The 18662-nt window shown below is 54.2% G+C and carries 14 protein-coding genes and 1 pseudogene; 10 read left to right on the forward strand and 5 right to left on the reverse strand.

The annotated features are described in order from the left end of the window. Nucleotides 1-93: 93 nt before the first annotated feature. The 6 genes and pseudogenes from RTX30_RS14600 to RTX30_RS14625 all read left to right on the forward strand — a co-directional run bounded on the left by RTX30_RS14600 (nt 94) and on the right by RTX30_RS14625 (nt 6628). Nucleotides 94-465: an STY0301 family protein gene (locus tag RTX30_RS14600; RefSeq protein WP_312690878.1), complete on the forward strand. Its 372-nt coding sequence runs from the start codon at nt 94-96 to the stop codon at nt 463-465. 295 nt (nt 466-760) lie between these two features. Next, nucleotides 761-1873 carry an FIST N-terminal domain-containing protein gene (locus tag RTX30_RS14605; RefSeq protein ID WP_312690879.1) on the forward strand — a complete coding sequence of 371 codons (1113 nt, stop codon included), beginning with the start codon at nt 761-763 and terminating at the stop codon, nt 1871-1873. A gap of 5 nt (nt 1874-1878) precedes the next feature. Beyond that, on the forward strand, nt 1879-2988 hold the full coding sequence (locus RTX30_RS14610; RefSeq protein ID WP_312690880.1) for an ATP-binding protein: 1110 nt from the start codon (nt 1879-1881) through the stop codon (nt 2986-2988). Further along, entirely contained in the window at nt 2979-4076 is a 1098-nt protein-coding gene (locus RTX30_RS14615; protein ID WP_312690881.1) for an HDOD domain-containing protein, read from the forward strand. Before RTX30_RS14610 ends, RTX30_RS14615 begins: the two co-directional genes overlap by 10 nt. After that, nucleotides 4069-5211: pseudogene (locus RTX30_RS14620) on the forward strand (response regulator). The gene RTX30_RS14615 and the pseudogene RTX30_RS14620 overlap by 8 nt, the downstream one beginning before the upstream one ends. A 247-nt stretch (nt 5212-5458) precedes the next feature. Next, a complete protein-coding gene (locus tag RTX30_RS14625; RefSeq protein WP_312690882.1) occupies nt 5459-6628 on the forward strand; it encodes a DNA repair protein in 1170 nt (389 codons plus the stop codon). Between the two features lie 36 nt (nt 6629-6664). Here the strand turns inward: RTX30_RS14625 and RTX30_RS14630 are convergent, their stop codons facing one another. Further along, the gene (locus RTX30_RS14630) at nt 6665-7435 is read right to left on the reverse strand and encodes a siderophore-interacting protein (protein WP_312690922.1); all 771 of its coding nucleotides are present in this window, start codon (nt 7433-7435) and stop codon (nt 6665-6667) included. A gap of 238 nt (nt 7436-7673) precedes the next feature. Between RTX30_RS14630 and RTX30_RS14635 the strand changes: the two genes are divergently transcribed. Beyond that, nucleotides 7674-8222, forward strand: a complete 549-nt coding sequence (locus tag RTX30_RS14635) for a PadR family transcriptional regulator (protein ID WP_312690883.1) — start codon at nt 7674-7676, stop codon at nt 8220-8222. On the opposite strand, the gene RTX30_RS14640 is transcribed toward RTX30_RS14635, so the two are convergent. Together RTX30_RS14640 and RTX30_RS14645 are read right to left on the reverse strand one after the other, a co-directional pair. Beyond that, nucleotides 8219-9781, reverse strand: coding sequence for a methyl-accepting chemotaxis protein (locus RTX30_RS14640; protein WP_312690884.1), 1563 nt, complete (start codon nt 9779-9781; stop codon nt 8219-8221). The two genes, RTX30_RS14635 and RTX30_RS14640, sit on opposite strands and share 4 nt — an antisense overlap. 445 nt (nt 9782-10226) lie before the next feature. Then, nucleotides 10227-11747 (reverse strand): methyl-accepting chemotaxis protein, encoded by a 1521-nt coding sequence (locus RTX30_RS14645; protein ID WP_312690885.1) that lies wholly within the window; start codon nt 11745-11747, stop codon nt 10227-10229. A gap of 432 nt (nt 11748-12179) precedes the next feature. Between RTX30_RS14645 and ygjG the strand changes: the two genes are divergently transcribed. Further along, on the forward strand, nt 12180-13559 hold the full coding sequence (gene ygjG / locus RTX30_RS14650; RefSeq protein WP_312690886.1) for a putrescine aminotransferase: 1380 nt from the start codon (nt 12180-12182) through the stop codon (nt 13557-13559). Between the two features lie 34 nt (nt 13560-13593). Here the strand turns inward: ygjG and lsrG are convergent, their stop codons facing one another. Together lsrG and lsrF are read right to left on the reverse strand one after the other, a co-directional pair. Continuing rightward, a complete protein-coding gene (gene lsrG / locus RTX30_RS14655) occupies nt 13594-13887 on the reverse strand; it encodes a (4S)-4-hydroxy-5-phosphonooxypentane-2,3-dione isomerase (protein ID WP_312690887.1) in 294 nt (97 codons plus the stop codon). Then, a complete protein-coding gene (gene lsrF, locus RTX30_RS14660) occupies nt 13884-14771 on the reverse strand; it encodes a 3-hydroxy-5-phosphonooxypentane-2,4-dione thiolase (RefSeq protein ID WP_312690888.1) in 888 nt (295 codons plus the stop codon). The genes lsrG and lsrF overlap by 4 nt, the downstream gene beginning before the upstream one ends. A 139-nt stretch (nt 14772-14910) precedes the next feature. Here lsrF and lsrK point away from each other — a divergent pair, with 139 nt between their 5' ends. Together lsrK and RTX30_RS14670 are read left to right on the forward strand one after the other, a co-directional pair. Then, on the forward strand, nt 14911-16485 hold the full coding sequence (gene lsrK, locus RTX30_RS14665) for an autoinducer-2 kinase (protein ID WP_312690889.1): 1575 nt from the start codon (nt 14911-14913) through the stop codon (nt 16483-16485). 147 nt (nt 16486-16632) lie between these two features. After that, nucleotides 16633-18654 carry an NADPH-dependent 2,4-dienoyl-CoA reductase gene (locus RTX30_RS14670; RefSeq protein WP_312690891.1) on the forward strand — a complete coding sequence of 674 codons (2022 nt, stop codon included), beginning with the start codon at nt 16633-16635 and terminating at the stop codon, nt 18652-18654. Nucleotides 18655-18662: the final 8 nt, after the last annotated feature.

The raw sequence follows: 18662 nt of genomic DNA on the forward strand, positions 1-18662 counted from the left end.
CGCCGCGAAAGGGATAACAGTACCGGAAAAAAGAAGTTATGGCCGATTGCCCTGATAACCGGGAATACACTCAACTAAAAGCCAGGAGAATAAATGACGATGTGGTGGAATAAAAATTGCCTGTTAGCGGCGGCGGTATGGTTAACCACAAGTATGGCCCAGGCCGCTACTACGCAATGCCCTCAGTACCCCAATCCAAACGATAAGTCGCACAGTTTAGAAGACGCCAGTTTATTTATCGGGCCGCAAAAAGATAAGGTTGATTTAATGCCGGATACCGATCAAGAAACCGTGTGGACATTACCTGATTACCAGGATGCAGCCCGGAAGGATCAAACGTCGCTCCATTTCATTTGCCGATATAAAAATACCAAACAGACAGTGGACCTCACTGTTTCGGCAACCGCTCAGACATGTTCCGTTGCCTATGATAAAAAAGATAATCTGATCGCGGCTTGCAAATAAAGGATCTGTCTCGGGGGCGGGTATCACGTTAAACGTGCCTGATGTGTTTTTGAACTGTGCCCGCCGCTACGTTTTCTTTAGCCTTTCTTTTGCTTATTCATCGCCTGCGGCACCGGCGGTGCCTGCGGCTGTAAACGTTGAAAGATAAGTAAAAATCCCGTCAAAAAAGCCTGTCAAATTACCCCCTGCGGATTTGCTATTTAACAAGCCAACTCCTACTCTTCGATCATCAGGATAGTTGACGCAGCACCCCACCAGACGCGAACGTCGCGGTTCAAACTTGGGAGATCATGCCGTGAATTTCCAGCCCAGATATGCAAGTAGCGAATCTCCGGATCCGGTTCAGGCCGTGGCCGAATTTGCTCAACAGCTTGGTCATGACGAGATCGAAACCGTTATTTTTTTCTGCTCTCCGGATTACGATCTGGAAGTATTAGGTAAGGCTTTAAAAAACACGTTTTCCTGCCCTTGTATCGGATGTACTTCTTCAGGGCATATTGGCACGGAAGGTTTCCAGCACTCGGGGCTGTTAGGTCTGGGCTTAGGCGGCAGTTTTCGCGCCCGCACTTTTCTTATCCACCCGCTGGTGGAATACACCGCCGTGATTAGCGACATTGCGGAAACCATTCGCCGCGACAGCGAAGAGAAACCGAGCCTGCATCGCTTTGGCCTGCTGCTGGTGGATGGCCTTTCGATGGCCGAAGAACGGCTGGTGGCAAACCTGTATCAGCAGATTGGTAATGTGCCTATCGTCGGCGGTTCGGCGGGTGACGACTTACGTTTCGAAAAAAGCTATGTCTATGATGGAGAAGGGCATTTCGTTTCTGATGCCGCCGTTTTTTCTGTTATCGAAACCAGTTCCCCAATCGCCACCTTTAAGATCCAACACTTCGAGCCCAGCGATATAGAACTGGTGATCACCGAGGCCGATGCCGAGAAACGTCTGATCCTTGAGATCAATGGCGAACCTGCCGCCCAAGTGTATGCGGAGGCGCTTGGCGTAACCATTGATGAACTCACACCAAGGGTCTTTTCCCGTAATCCGCTGGTGCTCTCTTTCGGCGATGAACCTTACGTCCGCTCGATCCAGAAAATTAATGACGACCTCTCGATCACCTGCTATTGCGCCATAGAAGAAGGGTTAATCGTGTCGATCGGCATCGCCGAAGATCCGATCGAAACTTTCAGTCAGGCCTTTGACAAAGTGCGCGAAACCATTCCGGATCCGGCCGTCATTATCGGTTGTGACTGCATTCTGCGCCGCCTCCAGTTTGAACAAGAAGGGCTTGAGCAACAGATTGGCGAGATCATGGTGCAGAACCGGGTCGTGGGTTTCTCTACCTACGGCGAGCAGTATAACGGGCTGCATGTCAACCAGACATTCACGGGTGTTGCCATTGGAGGTTAACCAATATGCCTGCCCTTCCCCACGCCTCTACTGCGGATCTGTCCCTTGCGGATTATGAGCGCAAACTTATCGCCCGCGATAAGACCATCGACGTTCTGAAACGCCGTATCGCACAAGAAGCCCGACACAGTCACGCCACGCCATTCGCCATCCTGGAGCAAAATGTCGGCCTTGAAAAAGTGGTGGCCCGCAAGACCATGGAACTGGAAAACGAGCGGCATGAACTGGAAAAAGCGCTGGCTGAACTGCGCATTACCCAAACACAGTTGCTTCAGGCACAGAAAATGGAATCTATCGGCCAGCTTGCAGCCGGTATTGCCCATGAAATCAATACGCCAACGCAGTACGTCTCCGATAACGTCGGTTTTGTTAAAAGCGCTAACGCCACGCTGTTAACGCTGCTGGACGCCGCTCTTGCTCTGGCTGAAGCTGCAAGGGAGAAAATGGCTGACGATCCTGCAATCGCAGATTTTGACGCGACACTCAAGCGCTCAAAATTAGACTTTTTACGCCGTCAAATCCCCGGCGCTTTAGACGAATCGCTCGAAGGTCTTGGGCATATCGCCAGGATCGTCGCCGCGATGAAAGAGTTCTCGCACCCGTCGCTCAACGAAAAGGAACGGGTGGATATTCGCGAAGTGATTAATACCACCGTGACCGTGGCGCGAAATGAATGGAAGTACGTCGCCGAGCTCGAGACCCATTTCAGTGATGATTTGCCCCCACTTCCCTGCCTGCGCGATATGGTCGGCCAGGCAATCCTTAACCTGGTAGTAAACGCCGCCCACGCGATTGCAGATACGCTGAAAGAAGGCGTTAAAGAGAAAGGCCGCATTACCCTTTCCGCGCAACAGAATGGCGACTGGATGGAGATCCGCGTCCATGACGACGGCAGCGGGGTTCCTGCTGCTATCCGTGACCGTATTTTCGATCCCTTTTTCACTACCAAAGCGGTCGGCAAAGGGACAGGCCAGGGGCTGGCCATTGTGTACTCTACGGTGGTGGACAAACACGGAGGGCAGATCCGCTGCGAGTCGCAAGAAGGCGTCGGCTCGACGTTTATTCTGCAATTTCCACTACATGACACCATGGAGGATGACACGGCATGCAAGTGATGTTCGTGGATGACGAAAGCAAGGTGCTCTCGGGTATTGAGCGGGCCATCATGATGCAGGACACGGAGTGGGCATGCCGTTTTGCCACCAGTGGCCCTGAAGCGTTGGCGATGCTGGAAGAGACACCTGCGGACGTGGTGGTGTCCGATATGCGCATGCCGTTTATGGACGGTGCAGAGTTACTGACGCAGGTGCGAAATCGCTGGCCCGGCACCCTGCGCATTATTCTTTCTGGCTACTCCGAGCCGGATGCCACCCGGCGGATGCTGGAAGTGGCGCACCGGTTTGTCGCTAAACCCTGCGACAGCACAGCATTGTTAACGCTGATTGGCAGCGCGCTGGCATTACGCGGTATGTTTAAAGACCCGGAAGTTCTGCGCGTAGTGGGCGGAATTAACCAGTTACCCGCTTCGCCAAAAGTCTACACCGAAGTGTGCCAGCTGATTGCAGCTCCCGGCGGTGATACCCGGCAAATTACAGAACATCTGAGCAGCGACCCCGCACTCAGTGCCAAAATTATGCAGCTGGCAAATTCCGCCTGGTTCAGTCAGGAAGCGAAAATACATGACATTGGCAGCGCCATTTCCCATCTGGGGCTGGAACAGGTCAAGCAACTGGTGCTCGCATCACGATTTTTTGCGGATGCGAAGGCAGATCCCGAGGTTGATGAGTTACAACGCCGTGCGCTGCTCGCCTCTACACTTGCCGCCCGGATTGCCGGGCATCAGGGACTGGCGCCCACTGCCGCCCTGCTGGCTAATATTGCGTTGCTGATCCCGGAGATGAGAGAACAGAGCGGCGAAAAACACCTCACTCGCGACAATAACGCTATGCACTCTGCCGTCGGCGCATATTTGCTGGCGCTCTGGGGGTTACCGATGGACATTGTGGAAATCGTGGCGGGTCATACACAGCCTTCTCGTTCCGCAAACGGCGTTTTTGACGCCGTGGGTATCGTGCATGTTGCGGTCGCCCTTGCTAATAACAGCATGCCGGATCGGGATTATCTCGAACAGACAGGCATGCTGAATCAACTCCCTTTATGGCAGCAAATGCTGACCAACCTACAGGACACGCCTCATGACTGATACCGCCTTACCCCGGGTGCTGTGCGTTGACGATGAACCGAATGTACTCGCAGCGATGGAACGAACACTGTTCGGCGAATTTGACGTGGTGGTAGCGCCGAGTGGGCAAGCCGGACTGGATGCCATTCGCTGGGGAGATCGCTTTGCCGTCATTATGTCGGACATGCGCATGCCGAACATGGACGGGGCAACCTTTCTGGCTAAAGCACGGGAACTCTCTCCCGATAGCGTGCGGCTACTGCTCACCGGGCAGGCCGATGTTACCTCCTCCATTGCGGCTATCAATAAAGGGGCTATTTTTCGCTATCTCTGCAAACCCTGTCCGAAAGAGGAACTGATTGCGACACTGAATGACGCTGTCCGCCAGTACCGTCTTGTCTGCGCAGAAAAATAGCTGCTGGCGACCACGCTTACCGCCTCGGTAAAAACGCTGACCGAAGTGCTCGCCATGGTGGCACCGTGGGCTTTCCAGCGTGCAGCCTTTGCCCAGTCCTGCGTCCTTCATGCGTTGCCAAAACTGGAATGGCCGGATGAGTGGATTTACACCATTGCCGCATCCCTGAGCCAAATCGGCTGCGTCGGTATTCCGGCGGACATCGTACAGGCCGATGCTGCGCAGCGAAAACTCACGGACGAAGAGAAAAAACTGTTACTGGGGCACCCGGAGGTCGCCGCCCGGCTGGTGGGCAATATTCCACGCCTTGAAATGGTGGCCGGGATTATTCGTCACCAGGCGAAAGAACCCGCACCGAATGTGCCCCTCGAAGTGTTGCGCGGTTCGCATTTATTGCGCGCCGCTCTTGAGCTTGAACGCCATGCGGCACGCGGATGGAGCCTGGAGCGGCCATGGGAAATCTTACGTGCTGCCAGTCCGGCGCTGCCGGACTACATTATCAAGTCACTGTCGGATTTCCGCACCAATGTGACTGGGGTACGCTCTGCGCGCATTCGCGAGCTGATGCCCGGCTGGGTGGTGGATGAAGATATCCGCACCACTAATGGTCTGATGGTGCTGACGAAAGGGCATGAACTCACCGACACCGCCATTTCAGCCCTCCAGCGCCTGCTTAGCGCAGAAGCGATTAAAGAGCCAATTCGGGTTCGGGGCCTGCCCGACAGCCCGACACCCGAGTAATATTATGCCTGTGCCACGGCAGCGGAACGTTTACCGCTGCCCGGCCATAATCTACCCCGCCATAAGGCAACTTTTCGCCCATTTCGCATGAAAACGCAGCCGTAAGCGCAATTTTCACAGAAAGACTAACGCATTGAAATATGTCGCATGTAATATGGCACCGGACTATTGCGAGTTTCGCATCTGTGGTCCAGATTTGATGAACAACTCCCTTTAACAGACTCATTAAGCGCTTTGACGAAACGCCATGAACAAACCAATCAAACGGCTTGAAATCATCAAATACGCCATTGAACTGGAGGATGACGGCATCATCCACAGCCAGCTTCCTTCACTCAAAGCCGAAGTCACGGATCCGGAGTTAGCGTTTATCGTACAAACGCTTGAAGAGAAAAATTACAGCGAAGCGATGCGCGCCATCACCGAGTGGCTGCAAAGCCAGCGTGCGGTGGTCTCCTGGCAAGATCCTCAGGTAGCCGCCAGCAAACTGGAACTGAAGGCGCTGGAAGAGCAAATGCGGGATTTGATTGATAAACGCAACGCACGGATCCAACTGCTGGATGATTTCAACGATCTTTATATGACGCGCCTCGGGCCGCTGATGTCGCAGATCCTGCGCTTACGCCAAACCCTCGCCGAAGCGGCCGTACGCCGCCAGGAAGCCGAAGCGCGCCGTCGCGAAGCCGATTACCTGCGCTGCCAGAAGTATCTGTCACAGGCTGTGAATGTGTTGCTCACGCTTACGCAGCGCTGGCAGAGCATGCCGCCCCATTCGCCGCAAGCCGCCGAAGCGCGCAAGCATCTGCAGCAACAAAACGATCTCATTGCCTCTCTCCTCGCCGAAGCGCAGGAGCTGGAGCGCGGTCTGACGCGGGAAGATGAACCCGCACGCCAGGCGCGCGACGAAGCCCGCCAGGAGTATGAGGATTATCAGGAACAGCAGTTTGACGCTGAAAAACGGTTCAGCTTTGAGCAACAAATGTCGGAAGATGAACGCCATGAGCTGAAACGTCTGTGGCGTCAGGCCAGCAAACTCTGTCACCCCGACCTGGTCGATAACGATCTGAAGAACGAAGCGCACGGCATGATGGTGCAACTCAACCAGGCACGTCAGCGTGGCGACCTCAGCGCGATCCGTTCCCTTCTGACGCGTTTGCAAAAGGGTCTCGATCCGTTGATGGCGAGCGATCGTTTAAATGATTTGCAGCGTCTGCGTCAGCGCATTGTTGAAGTGAAGCAGCATATCGCAACCTTGATTGACGAGCTGGCTACGCTGGAAAAAGAAGATACATGGCAACTGGTTTCCACGCTCCACGATCAGGAAGCCTACTTCCGCCAGCAGGAAAAAACACTGGCGGAGATTCGCCAGACGCTTGAGCAGCAGGTAAGCGAAGCAGAATTCGACGAAGTGGCCTGAACGCACCAGGCCCGGTAAATGCGCCGGGCCTGAACACTATTTTTTATGCCAGTATGCCTGCGCACGGACAAGCTGCTGGTCGATAGCCGCGGTATCGAAACGGCTCATCAAGGATTTCACCACCTCACCTTCCCCCGTCAGCCAGATAAAATAGTCATCAGCAGGAACATTCACGGACGCCAGTTTGTCTGCCAGCATCTGCGCATTATGGTCTGTCACCCAGTAGATATCAAAACCGCTCAGGTGCGCCAGGTAATCCTGACAGGCAGCGTCATTAATGCTAACCACCGCCGTTACCTGCGGGCGCACAGCAAGCTGGCTTAACGCTTCCAGGCGGCGGCGCAGCGCTGGCATTCCGGACTCATCACATACATATAACTGCCAGCCGTAATCCTCCGGCACCACTAACGAACCGCGCGGCCCGCCAATGGTCAGTTTATCGCCAACCTGCGCCGTGACCGCCCAGTTGCTCGCGACACCGCCATCATGGATATAGAAATCCAGCAGCAATTCATGGCGGGACGCATCATATAACGGCGTATAGTCGCGGGATGCCGGACGCGGTCCGTCACCCCAAACGATCCCTTCATCGGTCACCACTGGCGGCACAAACGCCCTACCCGGCTGTGGGAAAAAAACCTTGGTGTGATCATCAAACCCCTGCGAGGTAAAGCCATCCAGTTGATCGCCGCCCAGCACAATACGCTGGAAGCTCACGCCGGGGCGTTCCACGCGCAGGACGGTTAATTCGCGAAAACGCAGTTCATTGCGTACGCGCTGAGGGTACTTTCGGGATAGTGTCGTCATCATCAGCCTTCGTAAAGTTGAATACGATATATCTAAATATTGTGCAAATGATAATGATTGCTGATTAGGCTGAAGGCAAGATCTTTTTAAGATATAGCGGAGTGAAAGCGCACAGCTTGTTAAACGTAGAATTAAAAACATTAATAATCATTTAGTTAAATACAAAATCAGTATTAAACTGTATTACTTTCAAATTTAGATATAAATTAGATATATCAATATCACACGAGAGATCACAATGCGGCATCCCCACGATCATCATGATGACGAACAACGCCACCGTCACGACGAGGCGCACCACCACGGACACGGCGGCGGTCGCCGTCAGCGCTTTTTTGGGCATGGGGAATTAAGGCTGGTGATCCTGCACTTATTGACCAGCGGTGCCAGCCATGGCTATGAGCTGATCAAAGAGATTGAAACACTGACCGGCGGCAATTACACGCCAAGCCCGGGGGTGATCTACCCCACGCTTGATTTTTTGCAGGACCAACAACTGATCACCGTTAATGATGAAGAGAACGGGCGCCGGCGCATTACCATCACGGCTGAAGGTCTGCGCTGGCTGGATGAGAGCCAGACCCAGCTTGAACAGATCCGCGAGCGAATCAAAGCCCGCAATGTCGGTCGCCAGTTGCGTAAGGATCCGCAAATGAAGCGCGCGCTGGAAAATTTTAAAGCCGTGCTGGACCTGCGCGTTAATCAGGGAGAAGTCAGCGCCGCTCAGCTTAAGCAGATAATCGGCATTATCGACCGTGCGGCGCTGGATATCTCGCAGCTGGATTAAGCCGCGGCGGGGGATTCCCGTAAGCGGAACACCTGCACTAACTGACGCAAGTGCATCGCCTGGTCATTCAGAGCCGCCGCCGCTGCGACAGACTCTTCCACCAGGCTGGAGTTCTGTTGCGTAGTGGAGTCAATGAGACCGATTGCGCTGTTGATCTGCGAAATGCCATCGGTTTGTTCGCGGCTTGCCTGGCCAATTTCGCGCAGGATAACGTCCATCTCCTGCACGTTATCTACCATGCCGTTGATCAGCAAGCTGGCTTTTTCCACCAGCGACATCCCCTCGCGGGTCTGGGTGGTCGAACTCTCGATCAGATGACGGATCTCATTGGCCGATGACGCGCTTTTCTGCGCGAGTTGACGCACTTCGCCCGCCACGACTGCAAAGCCCCGCCCGTGCTCCCCTGCCCGCGCCGCTTCAACCGCCGCGTTAAGCGCCAGAATATTGGTCTGGAAAGCAATCGAGTCAATCAGGTTGATAATGTCGGACATACGGTTAGACGTTTCATTAATGACGCGCATCTTCTCCGTCACCTGCTTCATCATCTCACCGTTATTTTTCACCACCGTTGCCGCACCAGCGGAGAGCTGGGTTGCCTCAGAGGTATGATCGGCCGTATTTTTCACCGTCGCGGTGATCTGTTCCATAGACGCGGCCGTCTGCTCAACAGAGCTGGCCTGCTCTTCGGTACGTGCTGCCAAATCCTGGTTCCCGGCAACGATCTGCGCAGCCGCGCTGGAGATACTTTCAGAGCCATGCTGCACTTCGTGAACGATATCCACCAGCCGGTTTTTCATCTCCATCAGAGCACGCAGCAAAATGCCGGTTTCATCACGATGTGGCGAATCAATAGCACGGGTTAAATCGCCATCGGCGATCGCTTCGGCAAAGACTACGGCTTCGCTTAACGGACGGGTGATCATGCGCATTATGTACAAACCCAGAAGGCTGCCGACGCTAATGCTGAATACGGCGAGCAGGATCATCACCAGGCGGTTGGTACTAAAATCATCCTGTACCTGGTCGCCTGCGGTGCGCATTTTTTTGTTCTGCACCGCAATCAGATCCATCACTTTGTCTTTGTACGCAGTCTGAATCTGAACCGTGTGGGTCATCATCTCCTCAACGGCACCGGCGCGGTCGTTGCGTTTCACGGCGTCAAGAATGCGGAAGCGCGAATCAAGATACTGCTGACGCACGGTGCGGATTTCGCCGAGAATTTTCTGCGACTCCTCATCCGGTAAGCTTTTCGACAACTCTTCCAGCAGCGCGGTGATGCTGGCGCTGATGTCGGTAAGTTGCTTTGGCGTGTCCGCGGTCCATTTGCCTTCGTTATCCAGCAGCATCAGTTGCTGGTTATTGATAAAGGCATTGAAGTTATCAATCAGATCATTGGCTTTGATCGTGGTGGGATAGTCATGGTGCACAATTTCCTGCATTCCATTATTTGTGCGATTGAGACTAAGTAGCGAAAGAGTGGAACTTATCACCATCAACACAATAAAAAACCCGAATGCCAGAAATAATTTCGTGCCGATTTTTACATCATGTAAAAACATATATTCTCCATGGTTTTGATTTTTTCTGACGAAAGCGTCGCGCCACGGATGGTAAAGGCGCGCTTAAGTCCCTGGCGCAAATTTAAAAGGGAGCAACCACTAGTCGTTATCGGTAACAGTCACGCTAACTTTATGAGTTTGATCGTTTTTTTAATTACTTAATGTGCAATTAGATAGCCAGGAGCTATTAATGACAGTTAATCGATCGTTATATGCACGCAAGTATCGGTAATCACAATATATTTAATAATGCTTAATCACATTTAATTAATAATTAAACATAAAAAAGAGAACATTATTATTCATTCACACTTGAAATCATAATTAATAATAATTTAACAAAGAATGAATAATACCATTACAAATTAACCTTGCTATAAATACGGATATAGCAAAAAAAACCGCCGGAATCTCTTCGGGCGGTTTTTAATTCTTATAATGATGATTAATGTAATACGGAAACAGCATCCTGCAAACGACCAGCGCGATGCTTCACCATAGCCGAAACGGTGGCGCTCTCTTCGACCAGCCCCGCATTTTTTTGCGTAATCGCGTCCAGTTCCGCCACCGCACGCGTCAAATCAGAGAGCCCTGCCGCCTGTTCAGACGTCGACTGGCTGATTTGCCCAATCAGCGCTGTGACGTTCTGTACCTGGTTGACGATGTCTTCCATTGTGCGCCCGGCGGCATGCACCTGGTCGTAGCCGGACTGTACTTTATCTGCGCTGGCATCAATCAGCTTACGAATATCGTTGGCTGCACTGGCGCTTCGGCTGGCCAGATGCCGTACTTCGCCGGCGACTACCGCAAAACCTTTCCCCTGTTCACCTGCCCGGGCGGCTTCCACGGCGGCGTTCAGCGCCAGGATATTGGTCTGAAAAGCAATGTCGTTAATCAGCGTGGTAATAGAACCAATGCGCTGCGTACTGTTCGCAATCTCATCCATGGTTTTCACCACCGTTTCCATTGCTTTACCGCCATGCCGTGCGGCGCTGCTGGCCGCACTGGAGAGTTGATCCGCCGCCGACGCGGTTTCTGAGTTGGTGTGTACCGACGCCGCCATCTGGCTCATCGTGCTCACGGTCTGCTGAACGTTGACCACCGTCTGGCGAGTGCGCTCGTTCAGATCGTCGCTGCCTCTGGCCAGCGTCTCGCTGCCTTTACGCACACTGCTCACCTGGCTGGAAACGTCATTGATAAGCCAGCGGCACATGAGCCCCAACTGCCCGACAGCGCGCAGAGTCAGCCCCAGTTCATCGCTGCGGTTAAGCGGCTGTATGCTGTTACGCTCGCCTGTCGCCACGCTTAACGCCTGGCGCGCCACATTGGCGGCCGGGCGTACAATTTGCCACTCTATAGCCATCCCTGTCGCCACCATCGCCAGTACGCTGATTGCCAGCGTCAACGCACTGCCGCCGGATAACGCCAGCGCGGCGCACTGCGCGAGCCCCACACATGCCACGGCGCTGCGGGCGCGCCAGCGTAACGGCATGGCGCATATTTTCCCCCAGCCGCGTTTACTGATCACCAGGCCTTTATAGAGCCGTTTATTACTGCGCCCTTCCTTTAATGCCTGATACAGCGGCTCCACAGCGGCAATCTCATCTTCTGTCGCCCGCGTGCGAATCGACATGTATCCGCTAAGTTGCCCATCACGGATCATCGGGACTGCGTTTGCACGCACCCAATAATGGTCGCCATTTTTGCGACGGTTTTTAACAACACCGCTCCACGGCTCGCCTTGTTTAAGCGTGTACCACATGTCGGCGAAGGCCGCTTTGGGCATATCCGGATGACGAACAAGGTTATGTGGCTGGCCATGGAGTTCATCAAGGTGATAGCCGCTTACCTTAACGAAAGCATCATTGGCGTGGGTGATATGACTTTGCAGGTCGGTGGTCGACATGAGGGTCGTGTCATCATCCAGCAAAAACGCCTGCTGGCTGACATAGCGAGGAGAAGACATGGTTGCGTCCTGTGCAGGTTATACTTCTGTTAAGAATTATTGCGAATGTTATTTCGGCGAAAATGAATTTATCTTTAGTTGTTAAATTTGATTTAGATCGCAATTCAGCATAAATCCGCATTTTTTGTACAGCCACTAACATGCTGATTTAAATAGTTTCGTTGCGTAACCACCCACTAAAGCTAAGGCTAAATGCCCCCTTAAAGAGCATTGACTGCACCAGTAAGGGGCATAAGTGCAACAGTGTGGTCACACTCGTTCAAATTTTAATCATGCATTTGGGAACTTTTAAACGTAACGGGACGATTAAATCTTGTACAAAAGCCCCTTCCCCTGGCGTTTATCCCGATTTTGCTTCCCTCAGCCGAAGTGGCGTAATCCCTGCAATACTTAAATCGGTATCATGTGATACGCGAGCCCCTGGAGCACATTTTGAACAGGTTACCTTCCAGCGCATCGGCATTAGCGTGCAGCGCTCACGCATTAAATATCATTGAAAAACAAGATCTTGATCATGAGGAGATGAAAGCGTTAAACCGAGAGGTGGTTGAATACTTTAAAGAGCATGTAAATCCGGGGTTTTTGGAGTATCGCAAATCTGTTACCGCTGGCGGGGATTACGGAGCCGTAGAATGGCAAGCAAGCAGTTTGAATACGCTTGTCGACACCCAGGGACAGGAGTTTTTAGATTGCCTGGGTGGATTTGGAATTTTTAATGTGGGGCACCGTAATCCAGTTGTGGTTTCCGCCGTACAGAGTCAACTCGCCAAACAACCTCTTCACAGCCAGGAGCTACTCGACCCACTGCGGGCGATGCTGGCAAAAACGCTGGCGGCACTTGCGCCCGGCAAACTGAAATACAGTTTCTTTAGCAACAGCGGGACGGAATCCGTCGAGGCTGCGTTGAAACTGGCCAAAGCGTATCAGTCGCCACGTGGCAAATTTACCTTTGTTGCCACCAGCGGCGCGTTCCACGGCAAGTCCTTAGGCGCGCTATCGGCTACGGCAAAATCGACCTTCCGCAAACCCTTTATGCCACTGCTGCCAGGCTTTCGCCATGTGCCCTTCGGCAATATTGACGCCATGCGGACAGTGCTCAGCGAGTGTCATAAAACCGGTGATGACGTGGCTGCCGTGATCCTTGAACCTATCCAGGGCGAAGGCGGCGTGATCCTGCCGCCGCAAGGCTATTTGCCTGCGGTGCGTCAGCTGTGCGACGAGTTTGGCGCATTGCTGATCTTCGATGAAGTGCAGACGGGGATGGGACGCACCGGCAAAATGTTCGCCTGCGAACATGAAAACGTGCAGCCGGACATTTTATGCCTTGCTAAAGCACTGGGCGGCGGCGTGATGCCTATCGGCGCGACCATCGCCACCCAGGAAGTGTTCTCCGTGCTGTTTGATAATCCCTTCCTGCATACGACAACGTTTGGCGGTAACCCGCTGGCCTGTGCGGCCGCGCTGGCGACTATCAACGTGCTGTTGGAAGAGAACCTGCCGGCGCAGGCAGAGCAGAAGGGCGACATCCTGCTGGATGGCTTCCGGGCTCTGGCACGCGAGTACCCCGATCTGGTGCAGGATGCGCGCGGCCGCGGGATGCTGATGGCAATAGAGTTTGTGGATAACGAAACGGGCTATAACTTTGCCAGTGAGATGTTCCGTCAACGCGTGCTGGTTGCCGGGACGCTCAACAACGCGAAAACTATTCGTATTGAACCACCTCTGACGCTCACAATGGAGCAGTGTGAGCAGGTGCTGAAAGCAGCAGGTAACGCGCTGGCGGCATTGCGGGTTACGGTGGAACAGGCGTAACAGTTCCCCTCCCTTTTGGGGAGGGGAACTGCCATTATTCCGGCAATAATCCAATAAAACTGCGCTTTTTACGCGGTTCTGACATCAAACCTTCCAGCTTCTCTACACAGGCCAGATAATGCGGCGTTTGCTTATGTGCCAGCACGGCAGCCTCATCCCGGTAAGCCTCATAGATAAAAAAGCGGGTTTTCACTTTCTGATCCTGCAATACATCAAAACGTAAATTTCCGGGTTCCTGGATCGCCCCTTCATGGTTGGCGCGGAACACCTGCAAAAACTCCTCTATACAATCCGGTTTAATGTTGATCTCCACCAGCGTCACATTCATGGGTGCTCTCCTTGTTTTTCCTCCAGCCAGAACTGATACGCCTCGTGGGCGCGCATATTGTCGTGAACCACTTTTTTCACCGCTTTCAGCATCGCCAATGGCGCGCTGGACTGGAAAATATTTCGCCCCATGTCCACGCCGGACGCCCCCTGGTCAATGGCGCGGAAACACATCTCCAGCGCTTCCTGTTCCGGTAACTTTTTGCCCCCGGCGATAACAATCGGCACCGGGCAGCTGGCGGTGACTTTCTCGAATCCCTCGTCGACATAATAGGTCTTCACGAACTGCGCCCCCATTTCGGCGGCGATGCGGCTGGCAAGGGAAAAATAGCGGGCATCGCGCGTCATCTCTTTCCCCACCCCGGTGACCGCCAGCGTCGGGATACCGTAGCGAGCACCGGCATCCACCAGCTTGATTATGTTACCGATCGATTGATGTTCATATTCACTGCCTACATAGATTTGTGCCGCTACAGCGCTGACATTAAGTCGCAGCGCATCCTCCATGGCCACCGCAATGCATTCGTTGGAGAGTTCCGCCAGGATCGAGTTTCCGCCAGAAGCACGCAATACCACTGGCTTATTGGTAGCAGGCGGCACCACACTGCGTAAGATGCCACGTGTACACATCAGCACATCTGTTTCGGCAAACAGCGGTGCAATCGACAAATCAATACGCTCAAGCCCGGTAGTCGGCCCCTGAAAATAGCCATGATCGAAAGCCAGCATGACCGTGCGATTACTGTGCGGGTTAAAGATCCGCGCCAGTCGGGATTGCATTCCCCAGTCCAGTGCGCCACAGCCTTTCAGCGTGAAGGGCACATTTTTTTGCGGCGTTCCAAAACCAAAATCTTTGCCGTCTTTGATGTCATCTAAATCCGCCATCGTCCCTCCCACTGAAAGCTGTGATTGAGCCATTGATTTTGTGATTGAAGATCGTTCACAAGCGTAGGCCGTGAACTATATTTATGACCGTACGAGGATCACAGTTTTATCTCTGATGCCGCCCGAGGGGGAAAAACCCATGAGTTACCTATTAGCGCTAGATGCAGGGACTGGCAGTATTCGTGCTGTGATCTTCGACTTATCCGGGCGACAAGTGGGTGTCGGCCAGGCTGAGTGGAAGCATCTGAGCCTCGAAAATGTGCCCGGTTCAATGGAGTTCGATCTCGACACCAACTGGCAACTCGCCTGCCAGTGCATTCGACAGGCCCTGGCTCAGGCCGGGTTACGCGGCGCAGACATCCAGTCCGTCGCCTGTTGTTCTATGCGTGAAGGCATAGTGCTGTATGACCGTAACGGCGAGCCTCTGTGGGCTTGTGCCAATGTGGATGCCCGCGCCAGCCGTGAAGTCGCCGAGCTAAAAGAGATCCACGGTTACCATTTTGAAGCCGAAGTGTATGAAGTCTCCGGACAGACGCTGGCGCTCAGCGCCATGCCGCGCCTGCTGTGGCTGGCGCATAACCGCCCTGACATCTATCGCAATGCGGCAACCATCACCATGATCAGCGACTGGCTGGCATCGCGTCTTTCCGGTTGGCTGGCCGTGGACCCGTCGAATGCCGGCACTACCGGGTTGCTTGATCTGTTTACCCGCGACTGGCGGCCCGAATTGCTGGATATGGCCGGGCTGCGAGCCGATTTTCTCTCACCGGTAAAAGAGACCGGCACGCTTCTCGGTGAAGTCACCGCCCAGGCAGCACAGGAAAGCGGCTTGCGCGAAGGGACGCCTGTCGTCATGGGCGGCGGTGATGTGCAGCTTGGCTGTCTTGGGCTGGGCGTGGTGCGCGCCGGGCAGAGCGCAGTGCTTGGCGGCACGTTCTGGCAACAAGTGGTGAATCTGCCACAAGTACGTACCGATCCGGAAATGAATATTCGCGTTAATCCGCACGTCATTCCCGGCATGGTTCAGGCAGAGTCGATCAGCTTTTTCACAGGGTTAACCATGCGCTGGTTCCGCGATGCTTTCTGTGCAGAAGAAAAGTTAATTGCTGAACGGCTGGGGGTCGATGCCTATACCCTGCTGGAAGAGATGGCGGCCCGCGTACCGGCAGGGTCGTGGGGCGTCATGCCGATTTTCTCTGATGCGATGCATTTTAAACAGTGGTACCACGCTGCGCCGTCGTTTATTAACCTCTCGATTGATGCAGAAAAATGCAACAAAGCCACACTGTTCCGGGCGCTGGAAGAAAACGCTGCCACGGTATCGGCCTGTAATCTGGCCCAGATTTCACGATTTTCCGGTGTTCGCTTCGATAGCCTGGTTTTTGCAGGCGGCGGTGCAAAAGGCGCGCTGTGGGGGCAGATTTTAAGCGATGTCACCGGTTTGCCGGTGCGCGTGCCGGAAGTGAAAGAAGCGACCGCGTTGGGCTGCGCGATTGCCGCAGGTGTGGGTGCCGGGCTGTACGATGACATGGCAGCGACGGGTGAACGGCTGGTGAGATGGAGCCGGGAATATACGCCCAATCTTCAACACCGCGAGCTTTACGATACGATGATGCAGAAATGGCAGAAGATTTACGCCGATCAGCTTGGTCTGGTCGATAGCGGTTTAACCACCTCAATGTGGGCAGCACCCGGATTGAGCACTCACGTCTGATCTTTCTCCCCTCCCCTCATTCCGGTGCGATGAGGGGATTTTTGAATCTCATCACAATCATTTGTTCCCGCTTTTCCCTTTTCTGTCGCGACGGCTAAAGTAGAACTCATCCGACCACATAACAATTATTTTACATTGGAAGAGAGCATGAGCCATTACCCGTCGCTGTTCGCCCCACTTGATCTGGGCTTTACCACGTTAAAAAACCGTGTGCTGATGGGCTCGATGCATACCGGGCTTGAAGAGCGCCCGGATGGTGCAGAAAGGCTGGCAGCCTTTTATGCTGAACGCGCCCGCCACGGCGTGGCCTTGATCGTCACCGGCGGCGTTGCACCGTCGCTTTCCGGCGTGACGGTGGAAGGCGGCGCGATCCTGCGCGATGCAGCCCAGCTTCCTCACCACCGGAAAATCACCGATGCCGTCCACCAGCAAGGCGGGAAAATCGCGCTGCAAATTCTCCATACCGGGCGTTACAGTTTTCAGCCGGGGCTGGTCGCACCGTCTGCACTGCAGGCCCCAATCAACCGATTTACTCCCCATGCGCTCAGTCACGAGGAGATCCTGACCTTGATCGACGACTTTGCTTATTGCGCGCAACTGGCGCAGCAAGCGGGCTATGACGGCGTTGAAGTGATGGGTTCTGAAGGCTATCTGATTAACGAGTTTCTGGCCGCCAGAACGAACCAGCGCGAGGATGAATGGGGCGGAGATGCCTCGCGGCGGATGCGTTTTGCACTGGAGGTACTGCGCGCTGTGCGGGCGCGTGTCGGACGCGAGTTTATTATTATTTTCCGCCTGTCGATGCTGGATCTGGTCGAAGGTGGCGGAACCTTTGAGCAGACCGTTACGCTGGCGCAGGCTGTTGAAACCGCTGGCGCGACCCTTATCAACACCGGGATTGGCTGGCATGAAGCACGTATCCCGACGATTGCGACGCCCGTGCCGCGCGGGGCATTTAGCTGGGTGGCCCGCAAGCTGAAAGGCAAGGTGAACATTCCCCTTGTTACCACCAACCGCATTAACGATCCGCAGGTGGCAGAGACGATCCTCGCCAATGGCGATGCGGATATGGTGTCGATGGCGCGCCCATTTCTTGCCGATGCAGAACTGCTGTCGAAAGCGCAAAGTGGTCGCGCGGACGAGATAAATACCTGCATTGGCTGTAACCAGGCTTGCCTTGATCAGATCTTCGTCGGCAAAGTGACCTCCTGTCTGGTCAATCCGCGTGCCTGCCATGAAACACTGATGCCAATAACACCGGCTGCGCAGAAGAAAAACCTGGCGGTGGTGGGAGCAGGCCCGGCGGGGCTGGCCTTTGCAGTCAATGCCGCCGCGCGTGGGCACAGCGTAACGCTATTTGATGCGCAAGCCGAGATTGGCGGGCAGTTTAATGTGGCCAAACAGATCCCTGGCAAAGAGGAATTTTACGAAACGCTGCGCTACTACCGCCGAATGCTTGACCTGACAGGTGTGGCCCTGTGCCTGAGTCAGCGTGTCGATCCAGGCATGCTGACACTGTTTGATGAGGTGATCCTCGCCTGCGGCATTGAGCCGCGTATGCCGGAAATAGACGGCATTGATCACCCCAGCGTACTGAGTTATCTCGATGTCCTGCGCGATAAAGTCCCGGTTGGCGAACGGGTGGCAATCATAGGTTGCGGCGGGATCGGCTTTGATACCGCGATGTATTTAAGTCAGCCTGGCGAACCGACCAGCCAGAATATTGCCGAGTTTTGCGTGGAATGGGGCATTGATACCAGCCTGCATAACGCTGGGGGGCTGCGTCCGGAAGGCCCACAACTGCCTAAAAGCCCGCGCCACATCGTTATGCTGCAGCGAAAAGCCAGCAAACCCGGCGAAGGCCTGGGGAAAACCACTGGCTGGATCCACCGCGCTACCCTGCTGTCACGTGGCGTGAAAATGATCCCGGCGGTCAGTTATCAAAAGATCGACGATGCGGGTTTGCATCTGATGATCGGCGGAGAGCCGCAGTTGCTGGCGGTTGATCATGTGGTGATCTGCGCTGGCCAGGAGCCGCGCCGTGAGCTGGCGGAGCCGCTGCGTGAAGCCGGTAAGACGGTGCATCTGATTGGCGGGTGCGATGTAGCACTGGAGCTGGATGCCCGGCGGGCCATTGCCCAGGGCACTCAACTGGCGCTGGAAATCTGATCGACGCA

The sequence above is a fragment of the Kosakonia sp. genome (genome assembly GCF_032052965.1).
Classification (GTDB): Bacteria; Pseudomonadota; Gammaproteobacteria; order Enterobacterales; family Enterobacteriaceae; genus Kosakonia.

Bases quoted from the DNA above. Each gene is read 5' to 3' on its own strand.
- RTX30_RS14670 (WP_312690891.1), top strand. From the start codon at position 16,633: ATGAGCCATTACCCGTCGCTGTTCGCCCCACTTGATCTGGGCTTTACC.
- RTX30_RS14630 (WP_312690922.1), bottom strand. From the start codon at position 7,435: ATGACGACACTATCCCGAAAGTACCCTCAGCGCGTACGCAATGAACTG.
- RTX30_RS14635 (WP_312690883.1), top strand. From the start codon at position 7,674: ATGCGGCATCCCCACGATCATCATGATGACGAACAACGCCACCGTCAC.
- RTX30_RS14625 (WP_312690882.1), top strand. From the start codon at position 5,459: ATGAACAAACCAATCAAACGGCTTGAAATCATCAAATACGCCATTGAA.
- RTX30_RS14610 (WP_312690880.1), top strand. From the start codon at position 1,879: ATGCCTGCCCTTCCCCACGCCTCTACTGCGGATCTGTCCCTTGCGGAT.
- RTX30_RS14640 (WP_312690884.1), bottom strand. From the start codon at position 9,781: ATGTTTTTACATGATGTAAAAATCGGCACGAAATTATTTCTGGCATTC.
- RTX30_RS14645 (WP_312690885.1), bottom strand. From the start codon at position 11,747: ATGTCTTCTCCTCGCTATGTCAGCCAGCAGGCGTTTTTGCTGGATGAT.
- lsrF (WP_312690888.1), bottom strand. From the start codon at position 14,771: ATGGCGGATTTAGATGACATCAAAGACGGCAAAGATTTTGGTTTTGGA.
- lsrK (WP_312690889.1), top strand. From the start codon at position 14,911: ATGAGTTACCTATTAGCGCTAGATGCAGGGACTGGCAGTATTCGTGCT.
- RTX30_RS14600 (WP_312690878.1), top strand. From the start codon at position 94: ATGACGATGTGGTGGAATAAAAATTGCCTGTTAGCGGCGGCGGTATGG.
- lsrG (WP_312690887.1), bottom strand. From the start codon at position 13,887: ATGAATGTGACGCTGGTGGAGATCAACATTAAACCGGATTGTATAGAG.
- RTX30_RS14615 (WP_312690881.1), top strand. From the start codon at position 2,979: ATGCAAGTGATGTTCGTGGATGACGAAAGCAAGGTGCTCTCGGGTATT.